Origin of the sequence: Planomonospora sp. ID91781 (genome assembly GCF_015711595.1) — a bacterium.
GTDB lineage: Bacteria > Actinomycetota > Actinomycetes > Streptosporangiales > Streptosporangiaceae > Planomonospora > Planomonospora parontospora.
The window spans coordinates 650,820-675,438 of record NZ_JABTEY010000002.1 but is presented as its reverse complement, the minus strand read 5'-3'; the positions used below and the strand labels follow the sequence as shown (position 1 = coordinate 675,438).

The following is a 24,619-nucleotide window of genomic DNA, read 5'->3' as shown; positions in this document are numbered from 1 at the left end:
CGTGACCGCGACAACCGGCCTGCTCCGCAGGCACGCGGCCAGCGTCGTCGCAGTCGTGCTCGCGGCGACCATGTTCGTCCTGGCCCGCCAGCCCGAGCCGTCCGCGGCCGAGACCGCGGCCATGACGGGCAGGTACGGGTTCACGCCCATGTCCGTCTCCATGCCCGGCGGCTTCCCGCAGAAGACGATCCGCAAGGTCAACAAGGCCTACAAGGACATCAACGCGTGGATCTCCTCGGTGGGCGCGGGGATCGCCATGAACGACCTCGACGGCGACGGCCTCTCCAACGACCTGTGCGTCACCGACCCGCGCATCGACCAGGTCGTGGTGACGCCCGCCCCGGGGCGCGGGGCCGAGCGGTACGCGCCCTTCGCGCTGGACGCCGCCCCGCTGCCGATGAACGACGTCATCGCCCCCATGGGCTGCGCCCCCGGCGACTTCAACGAGGACGGCCGGACCGACCTGCTCGTCTACTACTGGGGCCGCACCCCGGTCATCCACCTGGCCGAGGCGGCGCGGGACGCGCGGGGCCCGCTCGGCAAGGGCTCCTACCGGCCGGTCGAGGCCGTGCCCGGCGCGAACTCCACCGCCGGCCGGTACTCCGGGCCGCAGTGGAACTCCAACGCCGTCGCGATCGCGGACTTCGACGGCGACGGGCACGAGGACATCTACGTCGGCAACTACTTCCCGCACGGCCCGGTCCTGGACGAGACCAAGGACGGCGGGGTGATGAACCGGTCGCTGTCCAACGCCTCCAACGGCGGCGAGGACTACATCCTGCGCCGGTCGGCCGCCGGTCCCGGCGGCGCGCCCGTCTACCAGGTGCTCGGCGACGTCCTGCCGCGGGACGTCTCCGGGGGCTGGGTGCTGGCCTCCACCGCGGGGGACCTCGACGGCGACATGCTCCCCGAGCTGTACATCGCCCAGGACCACGGGCCCGACGCGCTGCTGCACAACCGCTCCACCGCGGGCAAGGTGGCCTTCGCCCCGGTGCGCGCCCCGCGCGACGGCACGGTGCCCAAGTCCAAGCGGGTCGGCGCCGACTCCTTCAAGGGCATGGGCGTCGACTTCGGCGACCTCGACGGCGACGGCGTGTACGACATGTTCGTCAGCAACATCACCACGCCGTTCGGCATCCAGGAGAGCAACTTCCACTTCCTGTCCACGGCCGGGGACCGCGACGCGCTGCGCCGGGCGCTGGCCCGCGGCGAGGCGCCGTGGGAGGACCGCAGCACCGAGGCCGGGACCGCGTGGTCCGGCTGGGCCTGGGACGTCAAGCTGGCCGACTTCGACAACGACCGCGAGCTGGAGATCGCCCAGACGACCGGGTTCGTGAAGGGCGAGGTCAACCGCTGGCCGCAGCTGCAGGAGCTGGCGGCGGCCAACGACGTGGTGGTGGAGAACCCGCGCTCGTGGCCGAACGTCCGGGAGGGCGACGACATCGCAGGCGGCCAGCGGCTGGCCTTCTTCGCCAAGGGCGGGGACGGCCGGTACGCCAACCTGTCCGAGGGGCTCGGCCTCGCCGTCCCGGTGCCCACCCGCGGCATCGCGGTGGGCGACGCCGACGGCGACGGCCGGCTCGACCTCGCCGTCGCGCGGCAGTGGGACGCCCCCGTCTTCTACCACAACCAGAGCCCGTCGCCCGGGGCCTTCCTCGGCCTCCGGCTGACTCACGACGGGCCGGAGCAGGCACCGGGCTCCCCGGTGGTCGGCGCGCAGGTGACCGTGACCATGCCGGACGGCCGCGAACTCCTCGGCCGGGTCGACGGCGGCAGCGGGCACTCCGGAAAGCGCAGCCACGACGTCCACATCGGCCTGGGCGAGAACGTCACCGGGCCGGTCCAGGTGCACCTGCGCTGGCGCGACCGGAGCGGACAGGTGCGCGAGCAGGTTCTCCGGCTGAGCCCCGGGTGGCACTCCCTGCGGCTCGGCGAGCAGGCAAGGGAGAGGTGAACATGACCCGGACAAGTCCCGCCGCGCCGCCGCGGCACGATCCGAAGGTCACGACCGCGCTGCGCAGGTTCGCGATCTCGATCACGATCTTCAACGTCTTCGGCTACACGCTCCTGGGCTTCGAGCAGCCCTGGACCTGGCCCTTCGTCGCCCTGGCCACCGGCTACGCCGTGGAGATCGGGCTGGAGTACATCGGCGCGCGCGGCGAGGGGCGGGCGCCGCGCTACCGGGGCGGCGGGCTGAAGGGCCTGATGGAGTTCCTCTACCCGGCCCACATCACCTCCCTCGCCATGAACATGCTGATCTACGTCAACGACGAGATCCTCACGATGATGTTCGGCGTGGTCGTGGCGGTCGGCGCCAAGTGGGTGCTGCGCGCCCCGGTCAAGGGCCGCCTCCGGCACTACATGAACCCGTCGAACTTCGGCATCACGGTGCTGCTGCTGCTGTTCCCCTGGGTCAGCATCGCCCCGCCGTACCACTTCACCGAGAACGTCGGGAACCCGGTCGACTGGCTGGTCCCCGCGATCATCATCGTCACCGGCACCCTGCTCAACGCCAAGCTGACCGGCCGGATGTGGCTGATCGCCGCCTGGCTGGGCGGCTTCGTGCTGCAGGCGGTCGTGCGCGGCGTCGTCCTCGACAACTCGATCACCGGGACGCTGGCCACCATGACCGGCGTCGCCTTCATCCTGTTCACCAACTACATGATCACCGATCCGGGGACGACGCCGTCCAAGCCGCTGTCCCAGGTCGCCTTCGGCGCCGGCGTCGCGGTGCTGTACGGCTGCTTCACCGGGGCGGGCATCGCCTACGGCCTGTTCTTCGCCACCGCGACGACCTGCCTGATCCGGGGCGTGTTCCTGTGGGCGCTGCACTTCGTCGAGCGGGCCCGCGAGCAGCACCCGGCGCAGGCGCCCGGCCTGGTCCGCGACCTGCCCGTCACGGCGGACGCCGCGGGCGGCCGGGGCTCGGTGAACGGTCACCGGGAGGTCGTGTCGGCATGACGCGGATCGCGGTCGTTGGAATGGCGTGCCGGTACCCGGACGCCACATCGCCCCGGCAGCTCTGGGAGAACGCGCTGGCGGGCCGGCGCGCCTTCCGCCGGCTGCCCGACGAGCGCATGCGGCTCGACGACTACTGGGACGCCGACCCGTCCGCGCCCGACCGGTTCTACGCCCGCCACGCGGCGGTCATCGAGGGCTACGAGTTCGACCGGGTCGCCTACAAGATCCCGGGGAGCACGTACCGCTCGACCGACCTGACGCACTGGCTGGCGCTGGACATGGCGGCGCAGGCCCTCGCGGACGCCGGGTTCACCGCCGGCGAGGGCCTGCCCCGGGAGCGGACCGGCGTGGTCGTGGGCAACACCCTCACCGGGGAGTTCACCCGCGCCAACCTGATGCGGCTGCGCTGGCCGTACGTGCGGCGCGTCGTCGGCGCCGCGCTGCGGGAGGCCGGCTGGGAGGACGAGCGCACGGCGGCCTTCCTCGCGGACGTCGAGGAGGCCTACAAGCGGCCGTTCCCGCCGGTGGACGAGGACACCCTCGCGGGCGGCCTGTCCAACACCATCGCCGGGCGCATCTGCAACCACTTCGACCTGGGCGGCGGCGGGTTCACCGTCGACGGGGCGTGCTCGTCGTCGCTGCTGTCGGTGTCGACCGCGTGCCGGATGCTGGCCGACGGGGAGCTGGACGTCGCGGTCGCCGGAGGGGTCGACCTGTCCATCGACCCCTTCGAGATCATCGGGTTCGCCAAGACCGGCGCGCTGGCCAGAGGGGAGATGCGGGTCTACGACCGCGGCTCCAACGGCTTCTGGCCGGGCGAGGGCTGCGGGATGCTCGTGCTGATGCGCGAGGCGGACGCCGCCGACCGCCGGGTCTACGCCTCCATCGCCGGCTGGGGCATCTCCTCCGACGGCAGCGGCGGCATCACCCGGCCCGAGGCCGAGGGGTACCGGCGCGCGCTGCGGCGGGCCTACGACAGGGCCGGCTTCGGCATCGGCACCGTGGAGCTGTTCGAGGGCCACGGCACCGGCACCCCGGTCGGCGACGCCAACGAGCTCACGGCCCTGTCGGAGGCGGTGCGGGACAGCCGGTCCGGCGGCCCGGACCGGCGGCCGGTGATCGGCTCGATCAAGGGGATGATCGGGCACACCAAGGCCGCGGCCGGGGTGGCGGGCCTGATCAAGGCGGTGATGGCCGTGCACGAGGAGGTGCTGCCCCCCGCCGTCGGCTGCGTCGAGCCCCACGCCCTGCTGGCGGAGGAGCCGGCGGCGCTGCGCGTGCTGCGCAAGGCCGAGCCGTGGCCGGAGGGCGCCCCGGTGCGGGCGGGCGTCACCGCGATGGGCTTCGGCGGCATCAACACCCACGTCGTCGTGGAGAAGGCCGGCCCGCGGCGCCGCGGCGCCATGTCCGCCCGGACCAGGGAGCTGGCCTCGTCGGTGCAGGACGCCGAGCTGCTGCTGGTCGACGCGGCCTCCCCGGCGGAGCTGCGCGACCGGCTCGCACGGCTGGCCGGGTTCGTGCCGCGGCTGTCCTACGCGGAACTGGCCGACCTGGCCGCCGCCCTCCAGCGGGACCTGCGCGACCTGCCCCACCGGGCGGCCGTGGTCGTCTCCTCCCCGGAGGACGCCGAGGCCCGGCTGGGCGAGGTGCTGGCGGCGCTCGACGCGGGCGAGACCGCCCTGTTCGAGCCGGACGGCCGGGCGTTCCTCGGCAAGGCCGCCGGCACGGGCCGGGTCGGCTACCTCTTCCCGGGCCAGGGCTCGGGCCGCGGCACCGGCGGCGGGATGCTGCGGCGGCGCTTCACCGAGGTCGAGGAGGTCTACGCCAAGGCGGCCCTGCCCTCCGGCGGCGACACGGTGGCGACCGCGGTCGCCCAGCCCCGGATCGTCACCGGCTCGCTGGCCGGGCTGCGGGCCCTGTCGCTGCTCGGCGTCGACGCCGCCGTCGCCGTCGGGCACAGCCTCGGGGAGATCTCCGCCCTGCACTGGGCCGGGGCGATGGACGAGGACGCGCTGCTGCGCGTGGCGGGCCTGCGCGGCCGCCTGATGACCGAGCACAGCGCCCCGGGGGCGATGGCCGGCATCGCCGCGGCACCGGACACGGTGACGGCGCTGACCGCGGACCTGCCCGTCGTGATCGCCGGGTACAACGGCCCCGCCCAGACGGTGGTGGCGGGACCGGCCGACGCGGTCGAGGCCGTCGGCCGCCGGGCCGGCAACGCGGGCCTGCGGTGGACCCGGCTGGCGGTCTCGCACGCCTTCCACTCACCGCTGGTGGCGCCCGCGGCCGACGCCCTGGGCGCCGCCCTGGCCGGTGAGGCCTTCGGCCCGGTCGGGCGGCGGGTCGTCTCGACCGTGACCGAGCGGGAGCTGCCGGCCGACACCGACGTCGCGGCGCTGCTGCGGCGGCAGATCACCGAACCGGTCCGGTTCGTCCAGGCGGTGGAGATCGCCGCCAAGGACGTCGACCTGTTCGTCGAGGTGGGCCCGGGGCGGGTGCTCGCCGGACTGGCGTCCTCGGTCACCGACGTGCCCGCGGTGGCGCTGGACACCGACGACGAGTCGGCCCGCGGGCTGCTCAGGGTGGCCGCGGCCGCCTACGTCACCGGCGTCCCCCTCGACCACGGGGCCCTCTTCCACGGCCGGCCGAACCGGCCGCTGGAGGTCGGCGCCGAGCTGACGTTCTTCGCCGGCCCGTGCGAGCAGGCGCCGCAGGTGACCCTCGGCGCCGCCGCCCCGGCGGCCTCGGCGGCACCCGAGGCCGCGACGGAGCACCCGCGCGACGACGAGGGGCTCTCGCCGCTCGAGCTGCTGCGCCGCCTGGCGGCCGAACGGGCCGAGCTGCCGCTGGAGATGGTCCGCGACGACAGCCGGCTCCTGGACGACCTGCACCTGAGCTCCATCACCGTGGGGAAGATCGTGGAGGAGGTCGTCCAGCGGCTCGGCGGGGCCGCCGGCACGATGCCCGGCAACTACGCCACCGCCACCGTAGGGGAGCTGGCCGAGGCCGTCGGCGAGCTGGCCGGGAACGGCCAGGGCGCCGGGGACGGCCCGGTGCGGCAGGTGGAGGGGGCCGCGCCGTGGGCCCGGGCCTTCGCCGTGGAGCTCGCCGAGGCCGCGCCGCCGCCGCGCACCGGGCACCGGGAGCGGGGCAGGTGGCGGGTGCACGCGGACGCCGGCCACCCGTTCGCCGAGGAGCTGCGCCGCGCCCTGGAGGAGGCGGGCACCGGCGACGGGACCCTCGTCTGCCTGCCCCGCGACTGCGCCGAGCACGAGCTGCACGCGGCGCTCCAGGGGGCGAAGGCGGCGCTCGGCGGGGAGCCGGGCAGCCGGTTCGTCCTGGTCCAGCAGGGCAGGGGAGCGGCGGGCCTGGCCAAGACGCTCCGCCAGGAGGCGCCCCACCTGCGGGTGACCATCGTGCACCTGCCGGAATCGGACCCGCCCGCGCGGACGGCCGTGCAGCGGGTGGTCGAGGAGGTGGCGGCGACCTCGTCCTACGCCGAGGTGCACTACGGCGCCGACGGCGTGCGGCGGGTGCCGCGGCTGCGCGTCCTGCCGGTACGGCCGGCCGGCCCGCGGCCGCCGCTCGACGGCACGGACGTGCTGCTGGTGACCGGGGGCGGCAAGGGCATCACCGCCGAGTGCGCGCTGGCCGCGGCCTCCGCCTACGGCGCGAAGCTGGCCGTGCTGGGCCGTTCGGACCCCGCCCGGGACGAGGAGCTGGCCGCCAACCTGCGCCGGATGGCCGACGCCGGCGTGACCGTGCGGTACCTGCGGGCCGACGTGACCGACGCCGCCCAGGTGCGCGCGGCGGTCGCCGAGGCGGTCCGGGAGCTGGGGCCGGTCACCGCCGTCGTGCACGGCTCCGGCCGCAACGAGCCCGGCGCGCTCGTCAACCTCGACATGGAGGCGTTCCGGCGCACCTTCGCCCCCAAGGTCGGCGGCCTGCGGGCCGTGCTGGACGCGGTCGACCCGCAGGCCCTGCGGCTGCTCGTCACGTTCGGCAGCATCATCGGCCGGGCCGGGCTGCGCGGCGAGGCGCACTACGCGACCGCCAACGAGTGGCTGGCCGAGCTCACCGAGGAGTGGGGCCGGCGGTACCCGCACTGCCGCACGCTGTGCATGGAGTGGTCGGTCTGGTCGGACGTCGGGATGGGCGAGCGGCTGTCGGTGATCGAACCGCTGGTCCGCGAGGGCATCACGCCGATCTCCCCCGAGCAGGGGGTGGAGATCATGCGCCGCCTCCTGGAGGACCCCGGGGCGCCCGCCACGGTGGTGGTCAGCGGCCGCACCGGGACGATCGACACGATCGGCCACGACGGCCGGGAACTGCCCCTGCTGCGCTTCACCGAGCGGCCGCTGGTCCACTACCCCGGCGTCGAGCTGGTCACCGAGGTGGAGCTCAACCCCGGCACCGACCTGTACCTCGCCGACCACGGCCTCGACGGGAACCTGCTGTTCCCCGCGGTGTTCGGCATGGAGGCCATGGCGCAGGCGGCGGCGGCGGTGACCGGCCGCGACACGCTCCCGGTGATCGAGGACGCCGAGTTCCTGCGGCCCATCGTCGTCTCGCCGGACGCGACCACCGCGATCCGCGTCGCGGTGGTCGTCACCGGCGACGACACCGTCCAGGCGGCCGTCCGCAGCGCGGAGACCGTGTTCGCCGCCGACCACTTCCGGGCCCGGCTGCGCTTCGGCGACGCCGCCGTGCCGGAGGGCCCGCCCGAGCAGGCCGGCGACGACCTGCCGGACGTGCCGCTGGACCCGGCGGCCGACCTGTACGGGGGCCTGCTGTTCCAGGGGCGGCGGTTCCAGCGCCTGGAGCGCTACCACCGGGCCGCCGCGCGGCACGTCGACGCCGACGTCGCGGCGGCGGACGGCACGGACTGGTTCGCCGGCTTCCTCCCCGCGGGGCTGCTCCTCGGCGATCCGGGAGCCCGCGACGTGTTCATGCACGGCAACCAGGTCTGCGTGCCGGACGCGACGCTCCTGCCGACCGGGATCGAGCGGCTCCACCCCGGCGGCGCCGCGCTGGCCGGGGCCGGGACGGTGCGCTACTGCGCCACCGAGCGGTGGCACGAGGGTGACACCTACGTCTACGACATCGCGGTGCGCACCCCCGGCGGCCGGGTCGTCGAGCGCTGGGAGGGACTGCGCCTGCAGGCCGTACGCAAGCAGGACGGCCGGGGCCCCTGGCCCGCACCGCTCCTGGGCCCCTACCTGGAGCGGACGGTCGAGGGCCTGCTCGGCGCCCGGGTGGCCGTCGCCGTCGAGCCCTGCGGGCAGGAGGACCCGGACGCCGCGGCGGCGCTGGCCGTACGGCGCGCACTCGGCCGCGACGTGCCGCGCGGGCCGGACGGCGGGTTCGCCCCCGGCGGCGGCGCGTCGGCCGCGGTCTCCTGCGGGGCGGGGGTCGCCCTGGCGGCCGTCGCGGCCGGCCGGGTCGCCTGCCGCGTGGAGCCGGTGGCCGAGCGGCCGGAACGGGAGTGGTCCGGGCTGCTCGGACCGCACGCGGCGGCGCTGGAACGGCTGGCCGGCGAGACGGGGGAGTCGGCCGACTCCACCGGCGCCCGGCTGCTGGCGGCCCTGCGCTGCCTGCGGGACGCCGGCGTCTCCCCGGAGGCCCCGCTCGCCGCGGCCCCGGACCGGCGCGGCGCGTGGGTGGTCCTCACCTGCGGCTCCCTCTCGGTGGCGACGCTCGTCACGACGCTGCGGGACCGGCCGGGGCCGGTCGCGTTCGCGGTTCTCACCGGAGGAGGGGTGTAGCCCGTGTCGAAATACTTCGAATATCTGCACACGGTCGGCTTCGAGGAGACCAATCTCGTCGGCAACGTGTACTACGTCAACTACCTGCGCTGGCAGGGACGTTGCCGGGAGATGTTCCTCAAGACGTGCGCCCCCGATGTGCTCGCCGAGCTGCAGGACGACCTGAAGCTGTTCACGCTCCACGTGGACTGCGAGTTCTTCGCCGAGGTGACCGCGTTCGACGAGCTGTCGATCCGGATGCGCCTGGTGGAGATGACGCAGACGCAGCTGGAGTTCAGCTTCGACTACGTCCGGCTCGGCGCGGACGGCGGGGAGACGCTGGTCGGCCGGGGGCGGCAGCGGGTGGCGTGCATGCGCGGGCCCAACAACCGCACGGTGCCGGCCCGCGTCCCGGAGTCGCTCGTCAGAGCCCTCGGGCCCTACACGCCGCAGACCGTGCCCAGCCGATGACGCGGGAGGCCAGAGATGAACGTCGAAGTGACATCCCCGCCGGCGGTGGACCGCCCGTCTCCGCCGGCGGTGGACCGCGACGAGATGCGCCGCGCGTGCGGCGCGTTCGCCACCGGCGTCACGGTCGTGACGACCGGCGGCGACGCGGTGCACGGCATGACCGCCAACTCCTTCACGTCGGTCTCCCTCGACCCGCCGCTGCTGCTGGTGTGCATCGGCCGGGACGCGGTCATGCACCGCAGGCTCGGGGAGAGCGCCCACTTCGGAGTGTCGGTGCTCGCCGGCCACCAGGAGGGCGTGGCCCGCTATTTCGCGCACCGGTGGCGGAAGCTGGGGGCGGCCCAGTTCGAGGCGGTGGACTGGACGCCCGGAAGGCTGACCGGGGTGCCGCTGATCGAGGGGGCGCTGGCCCATTTCGAGTGCGAGGTGCGGTACGTCTACGGCGGCGGAGACCACACCATCTTCGTCGGCGGCGTCCTGGCGCTGGAGCGCCACCCGGGCGCGGACGCGCTGGTCTTCGCCGACGGGCGGTTCCGGACACTCGACGGAGGGAGGATGACGGCATGAGCCTCGCGACGCCGCCCGCGGCGGCCCGGGTGCGGCCGGAGCCGCCGGGGCCGCCGCGGCGGGAGATGCCGGGCCTGTTCGTGAAGCTGGTCCGCGACCGGCTGGGGATGCTGACCTCGGCCGCGGAGCGGTACGGCGACGCGGTCCGCATCTCCGTCGGGCCGCGGACCCTGTACTTCTTCAACCACCCCGACCACGCCAAGCACGTGCTGGCCGACAACGCCGAGAACTACCGCAAGGGGATCGGCCTCGTCCAGGCCCGGCGCGCCCTCGGCGAAGGGCTGCTGACCAGCGACGGCGAGCTGTGGCGGGCCCAGCGCAGGGTCGTCCAGCCGGTGTTCCAGCACCGGCGGATCGCCGGCTACGCCGGGGTGGTCGCCGAGGAGGCCGGGAAGCTGGTGGCCCGGCTGCGGGAGCACGGCGGCGGCGAGCCCGTCGACGTGCTGAAGGAGATGACCGGCCTGACCCTCGGCGTGCTCGGGCGCACGCTGCTCGACGCCGACCTGACCGCGTTCGCCTCGATCGCGCACTCGTTCGAGGCGGTGCAGGACCAGGCGATGTTCGAGATGGTGACCCTGAGCAAGGTCCCGCTCTGGCTGCCCCTGCCCAGGCAGCTCCGCTTCCGGCGCGCCCGCCGCGACCTGCAGCGCGTCGTCGACGCGCTGGTCGCCGGGCGCGCCGGGGGGGACGGGGAGGACGCGGTGTCCCGGCTGATCGCCGCGACCCGGGGGGAGGCCGACGCCGGGCGCAGGCTCCGCGACGAGCTGGTCACCCTGCTGCTCGCCGGGCACGAGACGACGGCGAGCACGCTGTCCTGGACCTTCCACCTCCTCGACCGGCATCCCGAGGTCTTCGAGCGGGTGCACGCCGAGGCGGTCGGGGTGCTCGGCGACCGGGCACCGGCCTTCGAGGACCTGCGCCGCCTGAGGTACACCACCGCGGTCGTGAACGAGGCGATGCGGCTGTACCCCCCGGTGTGGATCCTGACCCGCCAGGCCAAGGAGGAGGACGAGGTCGGCGGGTACCGCGTGCCGGCCGGGTCGGACGTCCTGATCTGCCCCTACACCCTGCACCGGCATCCGGCCTTCTGGGACCGGCCCGGCCGCTTCGACCCCGGCCGGTTCGAGCCGGACCGCTCGTCGGGCCGGCCGCGCTACGCCTACATCCCGTTCGGCGCCGGACCGCGGGTCTGCGTCGGCAGCAACCTCGGGATGATGGAGGCGGTCTTCGTGACCGCCGCGGTCGCCCGGGAGCTGCGGCTGGCCGGTGTGCCGGGCCGCCGGGCGGTCGCCGAGCCCATGCTCTCGCTGCGCGTGCGGGGCGGGCTGCCGATGACGGTGCACCGCCTCGGCTGAGGCCGGCCGGGTGGCCGCCCCCCGCGGCACGACGGTCCGCCGCCGAGATCGTGATCCTCGGCGGCGGACCGTCGTGTTGCGGGTCTGTCGTGTTGCGGACCCGTCGTGCCGTGGGGGGTCTGTCGTGCTGCGGGCCCGTCGTCTCGCGGTGGGCCACCGCGCGGGCCGCCCCGGTACGGGCGGCGCCGGACCGCGGGGCCGCGGGCCGCCCGGGGCCGCGGGTCAGCTCGCGACCAGGTCCATGGCCTCGTCGGCGGGCCGGGCGTCGAACACCGCGGGCAGCACGGGCGGGTCGAACACGCGCCTCGGCCGCAGCGGCAGATCCACCGTGCGGGCGACGCCGGGCCGTACGGTGACCGGACCGCGCACGCACAGGAGGGCGGAGTCAGGCTCGCCGCGTCCCGGCGCCGGGTCGTGGCGGACCAGGGAGTGCGCCACGAGATACCACGAGCCCGGGGGCACGCGGTCCAGCGTGTACGCCCCGGAGGAGCGGACGACGACGGAGCGCACCGGCCACCCCTCCGGAACCGGGTCGGGGAACAGACCGACGCAGACGAGACCGGGGGGCTCGTCCGGCGGCGCGAGCAGAGCGCCCCGGATGACCGCCCCCGCCGCCGCGGCGTCCTCGCGCGCCGGGGCGCGCATCCCGGCGCCGCGATCCCTGCGGTAGCGGGTGGGGGCGACGCCGACGCTGTGCTTGAACCGGGTGCTGAAGGTGCCGACCGCGGAGTAGCCGACCTGGGTGCAGACGTCGGCGACGCACAGCGGGGTCGACAGCAGCAGCGTCTTCGCCTCCTGCAGGCGTATCGCCGACAGGAAGCGACCCGGCGGCACTCCGGTGAGCCGCCGGAAGATACGGGAGAAATGGAACTTGCTGAACATGGCGACGCGCGCCAGGTCATCAATGGTGAGTTGCTCACCGGGATTCTCCCGCATCGTCTCGATGACCCGCATCACAGCCCGCTCGATCTCGTCTTCCATCTCTTTTCCGTTTCCGTGAAGAGGTGGCCGGTCGATTCGGACGGTGCCGTGCGACCGGCTCGCCGGGATTCCTTCCTTGTCGGTTGCCGGGCCGGGAAGGCCGCGCCGTCCTGGCGGCCGGGTACGGCCCGCCGCCGGTATCCCGTGCCGGCCGGGCGGCATTCCCGAGGAGCCTTCAGGACGATGGGACTGAACGTACGCTTTCTCTTCGCGCTCCAATGTCGCAAACGGTATTGGAACGCGATTCGGATGAGCTTTTCACGGTGTTCGACACGATAGGTCGGCCTTTTCGGGCAAGCTACTCGCGGCATCACTTTCCCTATGTGAATAATTCACATGCAGGACGTGATCCGGAAACTGTCCGGCCGGGGGCCTTTGCGGCATCCTCTGCCTGGGCCTGATGGTTCCGCCGCACGAGAACAGGAGGAGACATGACCGTTGTGGACGCTGTCGAGGTCCCCCCGGCCGGTCCCGCCCTCGAGGGCGACTGGCGGTTCACCGAGTTCGTGATGAGGACCTGGACGGAGCCGGAGCTGGCCGCCCGTTACCGGCGGGACCCCGTGGCGACCCTCGCGGAGTTCGGCATCGGCCTGCGCGGCGCCGGCGAGGCGCCCCGCCTGGACACCGGCGCCGGGGACGAGGTGGTCGTCGAACGGTTCGCCCACCCCTCGGCGGGCGCGGTGTGGCCGTGCTGCATCGAAGATCCTCAGCGTCCGTCGGTGGAGGCGGCGGTGTGGCCGTGCTGCATCGAAGATCCTCAGCGTCCGTCGGCGGAGGCGGCGGTGTGGCCGTGCTGCATCGAAGACCCCCGGAGCCCCCTCGCGGACGCCGCCGACCGGTCCGGCCGCGCGGGGTGACCACCGCCATGGAGGCGACGGGCCGCCCGCTGATCGGTTTCAGGCGCCACCTGCGCGCCGAGACGGTCCCCGGGGAGGGGGTGTACCTCACCTCCGCCCGCGGCGCCACCGTGCTCTCGGGACCGCTGGTGCAGCAGGTCGCGCCGCTGCTCGACGGGACCCGGGACCTGGCCCAGGTGCAGCGGGCGGCGCCGGGCCTGCCGGCCGGGCGGCTCGGCGAGCTGCTCGGCCGGCTGGCCCGGGAGAACCTCATCGGCTACCGCCGCCCGGACCCCGGTCCCGCGGCGGGCCCGGCGGCCGACCCCGCGGCCCTGGCGTACTGGGAGCTCGCCGGCCTGGACGGGGACGCCGCGGCGGACCGCCTCACCGCGGCACGGGTGCGGGTCACGGCCCTGGGCGGCCTCGACACCGGCCCCGCCGCGGCGGCCTGCCGTGCCGCCGGCCTCACCCTCGCCGAGGACCCGGACGGTCCGGCGGACCTCACCATCGTGCTCTGCGACGACTACCTCGACCCGGCGCTGCGCGAGGTCAACCGCGACCGGCTGCGCGCCGCGGGCCCCTGGCTGCCGGTCAGGCCCGGCGGCGCCGACGTCTGGGTGGGCCCGGTGTTCCGCCCGGGGCAGGGACCCTGCTGGGCCTGCCTGGAGGTGAGGCTCCGCGGGCACCTGCGGGTCGAGTCGTGCCTGCGGGACGCGCCGGGCGGGTCCGGCCGGGCCCCGTTCCCGGACACGTCGCTGGCCCCGGCCCGGGCGATCGGCCTGCAGAGCGCGGTCCTGGAAGCGGCCAAATGGCTGGCCGGGAGCCGCCACCCGGGACAGGACGCCGTGTGGATCCTCGACACGCTGACCCTGGAGAGCCGCCGCCACCCGGTGGCCCGGCGCCCGCAGTGCCCCGAGTGCGGTGACCCCGGCCTGGTCGCCGAGCGCGTGCGGAGCCCGATCACGGTCTCCTCCCGCCGCAAGGCCGTCGCCGACGGCACCGGGCACCGGGCGCTCACCCCCGAGCAGATGTGGGAGAGGTACGGTCATCTGGCCGACCCCGTCACGGGGGTGACGGACACCGTGCGGCGCGACCCGCGCAGCCCGTCCTTCCTGCACAGCTACCTGTCGGGGCCGAACCTCGCGCTGCGGCCGCACGGGCTCTCGGCGGTCCGCGCGGGCCTGCGCCGGCAGAGCGGCGGCAAGGGGACGACCGAGGCGGAGGCGAGGGTGAGCGCGCTCTGCGAGGCGGTCGAGCGCTACTGCGCCTCGCGTTTCGGCGACGAGCCGGTCGTGCGCGACAGCTTCCGCGGGCTCGGCGGGCAGGCGGTGCACCCCGACGCCTGCCAGCTGTTCCACCCGCGCCAGTTCGCCGGGCGCGCCCGGTGGAACGCGGCGAACGCGCCCTTCCACCACGTCCCGGAGCCCTTCGACGAGGAGGCGGTCGTCGAGTGGACCCCCGTGCGGTCGCTCGTCACGGGGCTGCAGCGCCTGCTGCCCACCGCGTACCTGTACTTCCACGACGCCGGCGCGCTCCCGTCGGTGCGGGCCAACTCCAACGGCAACGCCGCGGGCTCCAGCATCGAGGACGCGATCCTGCAGGGCTTCCTGGAGCTGGTGGAGCGGGACGCGGTCGGCATCTGGTGGTACAACCGGACCCGGCACCCCGCGGTCCGGCTGGACTCGCTCGGCGACCCCTGGATCGCCGGGGTGCCCGAGCACTACCGGCGCCTGAACCGGGAGGTGTGGCTCCTCGACGTCACCTCCGACCTGGAGATCCCCGCCATGGCGGCGGTCTCCCGCCGGGTGGACAAACCGGCGCAGGACATCATGCTCGGCTTCGGGGCGCACTTCGACCCCCGCGTCGCCGCGCGCCGCGCGCTGGCCGAGCTGTCGCAGCTGCTGCCGGCCGTCGCCGGCGCCCGGCCCGACGGCACCGGGTACGGGGAGTCCGACCCCCACCTGCGGCGCTGGTGGCACCGCGCCACCGTGGAGGACCAGCCCTACCTGGCGCCCGATCCGGGGCTGCGCCCCCGGGTGCTCACCGACTACGCTTACACCCCCCGGGCCGACCTGGGCCAGGAGGTCGGCCACGTCCGCGCCCTGGCGCGCCGGAAGGGACTGGACGTCCTCGTCCTCGACCAGACGCGTCCCGACGTCGGCATGCCGGTGGTGAAGGTCGTGGTCCCCGGCCTCCGCCACTTCTGGGCCCGGTTCGCCCCCGGACGGCTGTACGACGTCCCGGTCCTGCTGGGACGCCTCGCCGAGCCGACGGGCTACGAACAACTGAATCCGGTTCCGCTGTTCATGTGAGGGAGGCGGGGAGCCGACCCGCCTCCGTGCCGTACGTTCCGATCGGGAGTCCCCTGATGTCCGCATCTGGCGACGGCGGCGCCCAGGCGCCCCGGAGAGTCGACCTGTGGTCGCTGCGGGAGGACGTCCACGTCGAGGCGGGCGACGGGGGCGTGATCCTGCGCGGCCGCTGGGGCGACACGACCGTCCCGGCTCCCGGCCGGGCCGTCCTCGAAGCCCTCAGGCGCATGGGCTTCGGCCCGGTGTCCCTGGAGAACATCGCCTACGGCGAGGGCGAGCGGCGGGAGCTGGACCGGCTCCTCGACGGGATCCAGCCGATGGTCATCCGCTCCTTCGCGGTCGACCCGGAGCAACCGCTGATCTCCATCGTCCCGCTGGCGCAGCAGGCGCGCTTCGCGCCCGCCGCCCTGCCCGCCGGCACCCCGATCCGCCTGTCGAGGTTCGCGGTCCTGCGGACCGACGGCGAGGGCTACTTCCTGGAGTCCCCCCTCTCCCTGCACCGAGTCGACCTGCACCACGCCGACGCGGTGCGGCTGATCGGGGCGCTGGGCCGGGCCGTCCGGCCGGAGGAGGCGGCGGCGGCGCTGCCGTACCCCGACGATCTCGTGCTCGACCTGCTCGGCCACCTGGCGGGGACGGGGATGGTGGTGACGGCCGAGGCGGGGGACCGGCCGCGGGCCGCCGTGTTCGCCGAGGACACCGTGCCGGCGCTGGCCGCGTGGACCCCCCTCGACCTGATGTTCCACACGCGCTCCACGCTGGGGCGGCACGACAACGACTTCGGGGCGACCTACCCCATGGGGGACCGCTGGGACGTCGAGCCCGCGGTGAAGCGCGCACCGGACCTGCCGGGCATCGCCCTCCCCCGGCCGCGCTGGGCGGAACTGGTGGCGGCGGACCCTCCGCTGACCGTGGCGGTCGAGGCCGGCGAGCCGGCGACGCGCTTCGCCGACGCGCCGCTGACCGGAGGGGAGATCGGGCAGCTGCTCTACCGGGCCGCGCGGGTCCGCACCCTCGTCCCGCCGCCGGAGGGGGACTCCTCGGCGGCCGAGACGAGCGACCGGCCCTACCTCAACCTCGGCGGCTGCTACGAGTTCGAGTTCTACCTGGCGGTCGGCAACTGCACCGGGATCCCCCGGGGGGTGTACCACTACGATCCGCTGGGACACCGGCTGGAACGGGTCAACCCCGATCCCGAGGCCGTGGCGGAGTTGCTGGAGGGCGGCCGGCTGGCCGCGAACCTCGCCGACGTGCCGCCCGTGCTCATCGCCGTCACGGCGCGCTTCCGCCGGCTGTCGCGCAAGTACAGCGGGCTGAGCTACGCGCTGGTGCTCAAGAACGTGGGGGCGCTGCTGCACACCCTGCACCTGGTCGGCACGGCCATGGGCCTGGCCGCCTGCTGGGCGGAGATCATCGACATCGACGTCTCCGCGCGCGTGCTCGGGCTCGACTGGCGCGTCGAGTCGGGGGTGGGCGGGTTCATGGTCGGGCGGCCCGTCGACGGCGCCCCGCCCGCCCGGCCGGCCGGGCAGGAGGCCAACGACGCGGACTGGGGCGACCTGGCCAGGGTCGGCCTCGCCCAGGGACCCGCCCGGAAACCATTCATGTCCGGATAAGGCTGATATAGAGTGCGTTGAGCCTTCGAGCGTCGGCGAGCCGGCACGGTCTGCACTTGGGAGGCGATGGTCGATGGCGGGGATCGCGCCGGACCGCCGCGGGCCGGATCCGCGCAGGCTCATCGGCCTACTGCCCTGGCACCGCGGGATGTTCCAGGGCGCGGCCGCCGACGTGTGGGCGCCGACGACGGGCCTGTCGATCTCCGTGGCGGTCCTGTGCGGGTACGCCCTGATGACGCTGATCAATCTGCTGGGCGGGCTGTGGAGGTTCCCCGAGGGGGTCGAGGCCCTGGGGTTCGCCCTGTTCGGCGGGGTCTTCGCCCTGCAACTGGCGCACTCCTCGCAGGAGCCGAGGCGGTGGCCGCCGCGCCGCCGCCTGCTGACCCTCTCGGCGCAGGCGCTCGCCACCTACCTGCCGTACCTGTGGTTCGGCCCGGCCTGGTCGGCCCTGGGCGGCTTCCTGGCCGGGGCGGTGCTGCTGGCCGTGGGGCCGGTGCGGCTGCGCTGGCTGCTGTACCTCCTGGTCGGAGGGACGTTCCCGCTGGTCGCGCTGGCGCAGGGGCTGCCGCTGCCCGAAGCGGCGCAGCTGGCCGGGGTGACGCTGCAGACCGGCCTGGTGATCTACGGGGTGAGCTCGCTGGCCGGCGTGGTGGCGGAGGTGCACGCGGCGCGCAGGGAGGTCGCGCGCATGGCGGTGGTGCGGGAGCGGTTGCGGGTGGCGCGCGACCTGCACGACCTGTTCGGGTACCACCTGTCGGCGATGGCGCTCAAGAGCGAGCTGGCCTACCGGCTGCTGCCGCGGTGCGCCGACCGCGCGCGGACCGAACTGGAGGAGGTGCTGGAGATCGCCCGGCGCGCGCTGGCCGACGTGCGGGGCGTGGCGGGGGAGTACCGGGACATCTCGTTGCGGGAGGAGGCGGGGACGGCGGCCTCGACGCTGTCGTCGGCCGGGATCGACGCCCGGGTGGACGTCCCTCCGCATCCCCTGGACAAGGGGATCGACTCGGTGATGGCGATCGTGCTGCGCGAGGCGGTCACCAACGTGCTGCGGCACAGCAGGGCGCGGCGGTGCGTCATCGAGGTCTCCCGCGGAGGGAGCGGCCCCCGGGACGCCGGGGCCGCCGGCACCACCGGGGACACCGCCGGAGACACCGGCGCCGCGGCGGGCGCCGCCGGGGGCGCGGTGCGGCTGCGGGTGGCCAACGACGGGGTCGAGGAGGCACCCGAGGCCGCCTCCCGCGGCAGCGGCCTGGGGAACCTCGCCTGCCGCCTGGAGGGCGTCGGCGGCGGGTTGACCGTGTCGGCGGCAGGGGAGTGGTTCGAGCTGGTGGCCGAGACCCCCGCCGTACCGGCGGCGCCGGCGGGGGACGCCGGTACGGCGGGGGCCCGGCCGGGCCCCCGCGGGCCGGTGTGGCCGCTGCGCCGGCACGGGACCGAGGAGGACCGGACCGAGACGCAGGCGCTGCGGATGGCGACGCTGCTCACCTTCGGGGTGCTCGGCGGCTACGCGCTGCTGACCGCGGCCGGCGTCCTGAGGCTGGCGCCGGACCCGGGGACGCTGCTGGGCTGCGCGCTGTGCCTGCTCGTCGTCCTGGCCGTGCAGGCCGCCCACTCGTTCTACCGGCCGCGGCGCTGGCCGCGGCGGGTCAGGGCGCTGACGCTGGGGGTGCAGGCGCTGGCGACGGCCCTGTCCTTCCTGTGGCTCGGCGCCCCGTGGGGGTCGATGGCGGGCTTCCTGGCGGGTTCGGCCCTGCTGGTGGTGACCGGGTGGACGCGCTGGGCGCTGTACGCCGCCGTGGGCGCGGGAGTCCTCGAGGCCTCCGCGCTCTGGCGGCACGACCCCGTCCTGACCGGGTACGTGACCATCTCCAGTCTGCTGACCGGCCTGGTGGTCTTCGGGGTGAGCTCGCTGTCGGGACTGGTCGACCAGGTGTACGCGGCACGCGGGCAGGTGGCGCGCATGGCGGTGGAGCGCGAGCGGCTGCGGGTGGCACGCGACCTGCACGAGGTGCTCGGCCGCAACCTGTCCGAGGTGACGATGAAGAGCGAGCTGGCCCGCCGGCTCCTGCCGGAGAGCCCGGACCGGGCGCGGGAGGAGGTGCGCGAGGTCGTGGACATCGCCCGGCGGGCACTCGCCGACGTGCGGGCGACGGCCAGCGGGTACCACGACATGTCCCTGGCCGCCGAGGCGGAGACGGCGGCGGCGGCGCTGTCGTCGGCGGGCATCGACGTCGAACTGGACATCGGCTGCGGAACGCCGCCCAGGGAGCTGGACACGATGATGGCGATCGTGCTGCACGAGGCGGTCACCAACGTGCTGCGGCACAGCAGGGCGCGGCGATGCGCCATCGAGGCCTCCCTCGGCGGGGGCGCGCTGCGGCTGCGGGTGGCCAACGACAGGGCGCAGCCTGACTGGTCGCCGCCCGACCTCACCGACGCCGACAGCGGGCTGGGGGGCCTGCGGGCGCGGCTGGAGGGGATCGGCGGACGGCTGACGGCCCTGGTGCGGGACGGCAGGTTCGAGGTGGCGGCGGAGGTCCCGGTGCCCGCGCGGGACGCGGAGACGGGACGGCGGGAGCGGCCGTTCTCGCCCGCCGCGGCCCGCACCCTCCCCGCGGTCGTTGATGACGGGACCTGACTGCGCCGACCCTTATCTGTCAGGTATTGCCTCATGTCAGGCGATAAGTAACCTTCGTAGCAGTCGCATCCCGGAGTCGGCGCACCGGGCCCGGGCCCGCCCGCCGGCCCGCTCCGCGGACCGGCCGCACCGCGCCGCGGAGGCGACCGGGATGGGACGGCCGGGCCGTACGCGTCGGACGGGCGCCGTCGGCCGGGCCCGCGGTGACGCTCACGGAAGAGCTGGGACTGGGAGTTTGCGGAATCTGAAGGTCCTCCTGGCGGAGGACGTGCGCATGGTGCGCGGGGCGCTGGCCGCCCTGCTCGAGCTCGAGGACGACCTGACCGTCGTGGCCCAGGTGGAGCGCGGTGACATGATCGTGCCCACCGCGCTCGAGTCCCGGCCCGACGTCGCGGTCATCGACATCGACCTGCCCGGGCTCGACGGCCTGGCCGCGGCGGAGATCCTGCACGGCAGGCTGCCCTCCTGCCGCACGCTCATCCTGACCGGCCTGGGCCGGCCGGGCACCCTGCGCCGCGCGCTGTCGGCCTCGGTCTCCGGCTTCATCCTCAAGGACGCCCCCTTCGAGGACCTGGCCGCGGCGATCCGCGGAGTGGCCGCGGGGCGGCGGGTCATCGACCCGCAGCTCGCCCTGACCGCCTGGGACGTCGGGGAGAACCCGCTCTCCGGGCGGGAGATCCAGATCCTGAAACTGGCCGCCGGAGGCGCCGAGCCCCCGGAGATCGCCGCCGCCCTGCACCTGTCGGTCGGCACCGTGCGCAACTACCTGACCAGGATCCTGACCAAGCTGAACGCGCGCAACCGGGTCGACGCCATCCGGATCGCCACCGAGGCGGGCTGGGTGTCGTAGTGCCCGGAGCGGTCCGGCGCCCGCGCCGATCGCATGCCAGAAGATGCCCCGGTGTCCGGGCCGTCCCATGATGGGGACGTCGGCAGGCCGCCCTGCCCCCCGTACCCGCGCATCTCCCGGGAGGCGACACCGTGCGACCCGGTAACCAGTCCCCAGAGCGGACCGCGACGCTGGAGGCGTTCGCGGACACGCTGATCCCAGGGGAGAAGAGATCCCCCGAGGACCGCGCGATCGCCGGCGCCGCAGCCGGCGGCGGCGCGGTCGCCGCCGGCGCCATCGAGCTGCTGGAGTGGCCGGCCACCGGCGTGAGCGACGCCCTGGACGACTTCGCCCGCGACCTGAACGCGCACGCCCGCGCGTACGCGGCCGAGCACGGCCTGGTGCTCGACGCGTCTGCGCCGCCGTTCGTCGCGCTCTCCTTCGAGCACCGGACCGCCCTGGTGGAGCGGCTGACCGCGGCCGGCCACCCGGAGCGGGAACTGTGGGTGCTGCTCTCGATCTTCAGCTACATGGCCTTCGACTCCGCCGCCCACCTGCACACCCGCGACGCGCTCGCCGCCGGCCACCCCGGGCTGACCGCGATGGGGCTGGTCCCGCCGGACCCCGACGGCCTGTGGCGGTACCCGGAGAACTCCTACGGCCGGGAGCTGGCGTCCCCCCACCCGGCCACGACCGCCTCAGGGAGCCCGGCATGAACGGCACCGAACGCACCGACGTCCTCGTGGTGGGAAGCGGCTTCGGCGGCGCGATCACCGCGTACCACCTGGCCGCGGGCGGCGCGAAGGTGGTGGTCCTGGAGCGCGGGCCGTGGCTGCGGGAGGAGGAGGTCGAGCACGACTACAAGCTCGGGTCCTCCTACACCCGGATCTTCGACTTCGTCGTGGGCGACGGCATGAACGTGCTGGGCGGCAACTGCGTCGGCGGCGGCAGCATGGTGTACTTCGCCGCGCTGCCCCGGGCGCCGCGCTTCGTGTTCGAGCGGCACGGCTCCATCGGCAGGCGCATGTGGCCGGCCGCCATCAGCCGCGACACCCTCGACCCCTGGTACGACCGGGTCGCCGAGGCGATCCCCGTCAGCACGCAGGACTGGAAGGACGTCACGTACGCGGGCGGGCTGTGGGCCGCGGCCTGCGCCCACGCGGGCCGTACGGCCAACCCGGTCCCGGTCGGCGTCGACAACGCCTCCTGCACCCGGTGCAACTGGATGATGGCCGGGTGCCGCTTCGGGGCCAAGCGGTCGCTGCTGACCAACTACCTGCCGGCGGCCCTGGCCCACGGGGCGCAGATCCGCCCGCTGCACGAGGTGCAGCGGATCTCCCGGACCGGTGACGACCGCTACCGCGTGCACTACGACGTCATCGACGGCGAGGACTACCGGGTGCGGACCGGGAGCGGGGAGATCGACGCGAAGATCGTGGTGCTGGCGGCGGGCGCCGGGGCCACGCCGGTCATCCTGCAGCGCAGCGAGGCGGCCCTGGGCCGGATGCCGCACGCGGTGGGCCGCTACTTCTCCGGGAACGGCGAGCGGCTCTGCACCGCCGTGATGAACGAGGACCGGGTGCGCGAGGTGCTCGGCCTGACCCGCGGCGACGGCGCCGCCTACGAGGCCTTCCACATCGGCAAGGGGCCGTGCGTGGCCAACTGGGACCGGCTCGACGCCTCCCGGCCGGAGTACACCCGCTACTCGCTGGAGCAGCTGTACTTCCCGCCCGGCCTCGGCACCATCCTCGCCCAGGCGCCCCGCGCGAGCGGCCCGGGCGCCTGGTTCGGCCCGGAGAAGAAGGAGATGCTCCGGCGCTGGCGCTCCTGGCTGATCATCTTCGAGATGGTGGAGGACGACAACGAGGGGGTGTTCGGGCCGCCGCCCCCCGCGGGCAACGCGGTGCGCATCTCGCAGCAGCTGCTGGGGCGCGGCACGCTCCGCTACCGGCCGTCGCCGAGCACGCTGCGCGCCTGGGAGGCGGCGGACGCCGACGTCAGGGACATCCTGGAGCGCGACGGGCTGGCCGAGGTGGCGCCGTGGACGGGCGACCTCGTCGGCGCCTACACCGTCCACCCGCTGGCCTCGTGCCGCATCGGCGACGACCCGGCCACCTCGGCGCTCGACGACCGCCACGAGCTGCGCGGCCATCCGGGCATCTTCGTCACCGACGGCTCGGCCGTCCCCGGAGCGCTGACCGTCAACCCCGCCATGACCATCGCCGCGCTCGCCGAGCGCGCCGTCCCCGGCATCGTGCGGGCCGCCCGGGAGCGGGGCGTGCCGGTGACGTACGGCGCGCCGGCCCCGGACGGGGCGACCGCCGGACGGCGCGGTACGGCGGCGCAGGTCCCGCTGCTCGCGAAGGGCTGAGCGCGATGGCGGCCCCGCTCGACCTCCTCGTCCGCCGCGGTGCGCGCAGGCACATCCGCCACCTCTCCCCGGCCCAGCCGGGCGAGGCGGTCCCCGCCCCGGTCGCCCGGGTCTACGCGCAGGTGGAACGGGACTTCGGCGTGCTCGCCCCGCCGGTGGCCCTGCACGCACCCGCGCCGGAGACGCTGGCGGCCTGCTGGGCGGTCCTCCGCGAGACCCTGGTCGTCCCCGGGACGCTCGGCCGGGCGGCCAAAGAGGTCGTCGCCACCGCGGTGTCGCTCGGCAACGCGTGCCCCTACTGCGTGCAGGTCCACGGGGCGGTGCTGCACGGACTGATCGGCGCCGGCGACGCGCTCGCCGTCGCCGCCGGGCACGACGGGCAGGTCGCGGACCCGGGCCACCGCGCGCTCGCCGCCTGGGCGCGGGCGGCCGGGACGGCGGAGGGCGCGGCCCGGCACGGCCGGCCCTTCCCGCGGGAGTGGTTCCCGGAGCTGGCCGGCGTCGTGGTGGCGTTCGAGTACCTCAACCGCATGGTGAACGTGTTCCTGACGGAGGAGCCCATCCCGCGCGCGCTGCCCGCCGCGCTCCGCGGCGGCCTGACGCGCCTGGCCGGCCGGGCCCTGCGGCCGGTGGTCCTCAGGGAGCGGGCGCCGGGCGCCTCGCTGGCCCTGCTGCCGGCGGCCCCGCTGCCCGGGGACCTGTCCTGGGCCGCGCCCTCCCCGGCGATCGCCGGCGCCCTGGCGCGCGCCTCGGCCGCGATCGAGGAGGCGGGCCGCCGTTCGGTGCCCGGCCGGGTGCGCGGGCTGGTCCTGGCCGAGCTGGCCGCCTGGGGCGGGGAACGGCGCGGCCTGAGCCGCGCCTGGGTCCGGGAGGCGGTGTCCGGGCTGCCGGAGGCCGAGCGCCCCGCCGGGCGGTTCGCCCTGCTGACGGCGTTCGCCTCCCACCAGGTGGACGCGGCCGTGATCGGGGAGCTCCGCCGGTGCGGTGCCGGGGACCGGGTGCTCGTGGAGACCGCCGCGTGGGCGAGTCTGGCGGCGGCGCGGCGGGTGGCCGGGTGGACGTGGCGGTGCGGCTGACCGGCCGCGCCCGACTGCAAGTGTCGTCAACGTGGAGGACGGAGACATGACCCAGCTGAAGGAAGTGATCGCGGACCTGACCGCGGAGTGCGACGAGCTCGACGGCCTGGTGGCCGGCCTCGACGGCTCCCGGTGGGCCCTGGAGACCCCGGCCCCCGGCTGGACGGTCGCGCACCAGATCGGCCACCTGTCGTTCGTGTTCCGGATCGCCGGCCTGGCGGCCTCGGACCCCGAGGCGTTCAAGGCGGTCGCGGCGGGCGCGGGGTCCGACTTCGACGGCGCCGTCAACGCCGCGCTCGCGGACTACCTGCGCCACCCGCCGGCGGAACTGCTCGGCCGGTGGCGCGAGGAGCGCACGGCCTGCATCGAGGCGCTGGCCGCGGCGCCGCCGGACCGGCCGGTGCCGTGGCTGGTGCGCCCGCTGCCGCCCGCCGTGCTGGCGTGCGCGGGGCTGATGGAGACGTTCGCGCACGGCCAGGACATCCGGGACGCGCTGGGCGTGGCCCGCACGGCGGACGACCGGCTCCGGCACGTGTGCGGATTCGCGGTGCTGACCTGGGAGTTCGGTTACCAGTCCCGGGGCCTGACCCCTCCGGGCACCGCGTTCCGCTACGAGCTCACCGCCCCCTCGGGCGGGCTGTGGACCTTCGGTCCCGAGGACGCGCAGCAGCGGATCACCGGGCCCGCGCTGGACTTCTGCCTGCTCGTGACCAGGCGGCGGCACCGCGACGACCTCGCGCTCACCGCGGTCGGCGCCGACGCCGACGCGTGGCTGGACATCGCGCAGGCCTACCGCGGTCCGGCCGGTCCGGGACGCCGGCCCGGCCAGTTCGCGCCCGTGCCGGCCTGACGGCCCGCCGCC

At 75.2% G+C, this 24,619-nt stretch carries 16 protein-coding genes; 15 read left to right on the top strand and 1 reads right to left on the bottom strand.

Annotated features, from left to right (window positions below; genetic code table 11):
• The first annotated feature begins 1 nt into the window (after position 1).
• The 6 genes from HS048_RS22300 to HS048_RS22275 are packed head-to-tail and all read left to right on the top strand — an operon-like array spanning position 2 to position 11,098.
• Complete coding sequence (locus HS048_RS22300) at positions 2 to 1,954, top strand: CRTAC1 family protein (RefSeq protein WP_196468540.1); 1,953 nt, start codon at positions 2 to 4, stop codon at positions 1,952 to 1,954.
• Positions 1,955 to 1,956: 2 nt separating this feature from the next.
• Positions 1,957 to 2,961, top strand: a complete 1,005-nt coding sequence (locus HS048_RS22295; RefSeq protein ID WP_196468539.1) for an enediyne biosynthesis protein — start codon at positions 1,957 to 1,959, stop codon at positions 2,959 to 2,961.
• On the top strand, positions 2,958 to 8,726 hold the full coding sequence (locus tag HS048_RS22290) for a type I polyketide synthase (protein ID WP_196468538.1): 5,769 nt from the start codon (positions 2,958 to 2,960) through the stop codon (positions 8,724 to 8,726). The genes HS048_RS22295 and HS048_RS22290 overlap by 4 nt, the downstream gene beginning before the upstream one ends.
• Positions 8,727 to 8,729: 3 nt before the next feature.
• Positions 8,730 to 9,176 carry a thioesterase family protein gene (locus tag HS048_RS22285; protein ID WP_196468537.1) on the top strand — a complete coding sequence of 149 codons (447 nt, stop codon included), beginning with the start codon at positions 8,730 to 8,732 and terminating at the stop codon, positions 9,174 to 9,176.
• 15 nt (positions 9,177 to 9,191) lie between these two features.
• On the top strand, positions 9,192 to 9,743 hold the full coding sequence (locus HS048_RS22280) for a flavin reductase family protein (protein WP_084008319.1): 552 nt from the start codon (positions 9,192 to 9,194) through the stop codon (positions 9,741 to 9,743).
• Positions 9,740 to 11,098 carry a cytochrome P450 gene (locus tag HS048_RS22275; RefSeq protein WP_196468536.1) on the top strand — a complete coding sequence of 453 codons (1,359 nt, stop codon included), beginning with the start codon at positions 9,740 to 9,742 and terminating at the stop codon, positions 11,096 to 11,098. The genes HS048_RS22280 and HS048_RS22275 overlap by 4 nt, the downstream gene beginning before the upstream one ends.
• Before the next feature lie 222 nt (positions 11,099 to 11,320).
• Here HS048_RS22275 and HS048_RS22270 read toward each other — a convergent pair whose 3' ends face one another.
• Positions 11,321 to 12,079: an AraC family transcriptional regulator gene (locus tag HS048_RS22270; protein WP_068897258.1), complete on the bottom strand. Its 759-nt coding sequence runs from the start codon at positions 12,077 to 12,079 to the stop codon at positions 11,321 to 11,323.
• A 431-nt stretch (positions 12,080 to 12,510) separates the two neighbouring features.
• On the opposite strand from HS048_RS22270, the gene HS048_RS22265 reads away from it, so the two are divergent.
• The 9 genes from HS048_RS22265 (at position 12,511) to HS048_RS22225 (ending at position 24,607) form a co-directional block, all read left to right on the top strand.
• Positions 12,511 to 12,936: a hypothetical protein gene (locus HS048_RS22265; RefSeq protein WP_196468535.1), complete on the top strand. Its 426-nt coding sequence runs from the start codon at positions 12,511 to 12,513 to the stop codon at positions 12,934 to 12,936.
• Positions 12,933 to 15,227, top strand: a complete 2,295-nt coding sequence (locus HS048_RS22260) for a TOMM precursor leader peptide-binding protein (protein WP_307832591.1) — start codon at positions 12,933 to 12,935, stop codon at positions 15,225 to 15,227. The genes HS048_RS22265 and HS048_RS22260 overlap by 4 nt, the downstream gene beginning before the upstream one ends.
• Before the next feature lie 56 nt (positions 15,228 to 15,283).
• On the top strand, positions 15,284 to 16,843 hold the full coding sequence (locus tag HS048_RS22255) for a SagB family peptide dehydrogenase (RefSeq protein WP_196468534.1): 1,560 nt from the start codon (positions 15,284 to 15,286) through the stop codon (positions 16,841 to 16,843).
• Between the two features lie 73 nt (positions 16,844 to 16,916).
• Positions 16,917 to 19,481: a sensor histidine kinase gene (locus HS048_RS22250; protein ID WP_196468533.1), complete on the top strand. Its 2,565-nt coding sequence runs from the start codon at positions 16,917 to 16,919 to the stop codon at positions 19,479 to 19,481.
• Between the two features lie 235 nt (positions 19,482 to 19,716).
• Entirely contained in the window at positions 19,717 to 20,331 is a 615-nt protein-coding gene (locus HS048_RS22245; protein ID WP_255529726.1) for a DNA-binding response regulator, read from the top strand.
• Positions 20,332 to 20,462: 131 nt separating this feature from the next.
• A complete protein-coding gene (locus tag HS048_RS22240) occupies positions 20,463 to 21,026 on the top strand; it encodes a DUF5987 family protein (RefSeq protein ID WP_068897254.1) in 564 nt (187 codons plus the stop codon).
• Complete coding sequence (locus HS048_RS22235; RefSeq protein ID WP_196468531.1) at positions 21,023 to 22,681, top strand: FAD-dependent oxidoreductase; 1,659 nt, start codon at positions 21,023 to 21,025, stop codon at positions 22,679 to 22,681. Before HS048_RS22240 ends, HS048_RS22235 begins: the two co-directional genes overlap by 4 nt.
• Positions 22,682 to 22,686: 5 nt before the next feature.
• The gene (locus HS048_RS22230; RefSeq protein ID WP_196468530.1) at positions 22,687 to 23,757 is read left to right on the top strand and encodes a carboxymuconolactone decarboxylase family protein; all 1,071 of its coding nucleotides are present in this window, start codon (positions 22,687 to 22,689) and stop codon (positions 23,755 to 23,757) included.
• A 46-nt stretch (positions 23,758 to 23,803) separates the two neighbouring features.
• On the top strand, positions 23,804 to 24,607 hold the full coding sequence (locus HS048_RS22225; protein WP_196468529.1) for a TIGR03084 family metal-binding protein: 804 nt from the start codon (positions 23,804 to 23,806) through the stop codon (positions 24,605 to 24,607).
• The last annotated feature ends 12 nt before the right edge of the window (positions 24,608 to 24,619 follow it).

What these genes read in the sequence shown, in the direction of transcription:
- HS048_RS22295 (WP_196468539.1), top strand. Translation starts at nt 1,957, where the DNA reads ATGACCCGGACAAGTCCCGCCGCGCCGCCGCGGCACGATCCGAAGGTC.
- HS048_RS22290 (WP_196468538.1), top strand. Translation starts at nt 2,958, where the DNA reads ATGACGCGGATCGCGGTCGTTGGAATGGCGTGCCGGTACCCGGACGCC.
- HS048_RS22280 (WP_084008319.1), top strand. Translation starts at nt 9,192, where the DNA reads ATGAACGTCGAAGTGACATCCCCGCCGGCGGTGGACCGCCCGTCTCCG.
- HS048_RS22275 (WP_196468536.1), top strand. Translation starts at nt 9,740, where the DNA reads ATGAGCCTCGCGACGCCGCCCGCGGCGGCCCGGGTGCGGCCGGAGCCG.
- HS048_RS22270 (WP_068897258.1), bottom strand. Translation starts at nt 12,079, where the DNA reads ATGGAAGACGAGATCGAGCGGGCTGTGATGCGGGTCATCGAGACGATG.
- HS048_RS22265 (WP_196468535.1), top strand. Translation starts at nt 12,511, where the DNA reads ATGACCGTTGTGGACGCTGTCGAGGTCCCCCCGGCCGGTCCCGCCCTC.
- HS048_RS22255 (WP_196468534.1), top strand. Translation starts at nt 15,284, where the DNA reads ATGTCCGCATCTGGCGACGGCGGCGCCCAGGCGCCCCGGAGAGTCGAC.
- HS048_RS22250 (WP_196468533.1), top strand. Translation starts at nt 16,917, where the DNA reads ATGGCGGGGATCGCGCCGGACCGCCGCGGGCCGGATCCGCGCAGGCTC.
- HS048_RS22235 (WP_196468531.1), top strand. Translation starts at nt 21,023, where the DNA reads ATGAACGGCACCGAACGCACCGACGTCCTCGTGGTGGGAAGCGGCTTC.
- HS048_RS22230 (WP_196468530.1), top strand. Translation starts at nt 22,687, where the DNA reads ATGGCGGCCCCGCTCGACCTCCTCGTCCGCCGCGGTGCGCGCAGGCAC.
- HS048_RS22225 (WP_196468529.1), top strand. Translation starts at nt 23,804, where the DNA reads ATGACCCAGCTGAAGGAAGTGATCGCGGACCTGACCGCGGAGTGCGAC.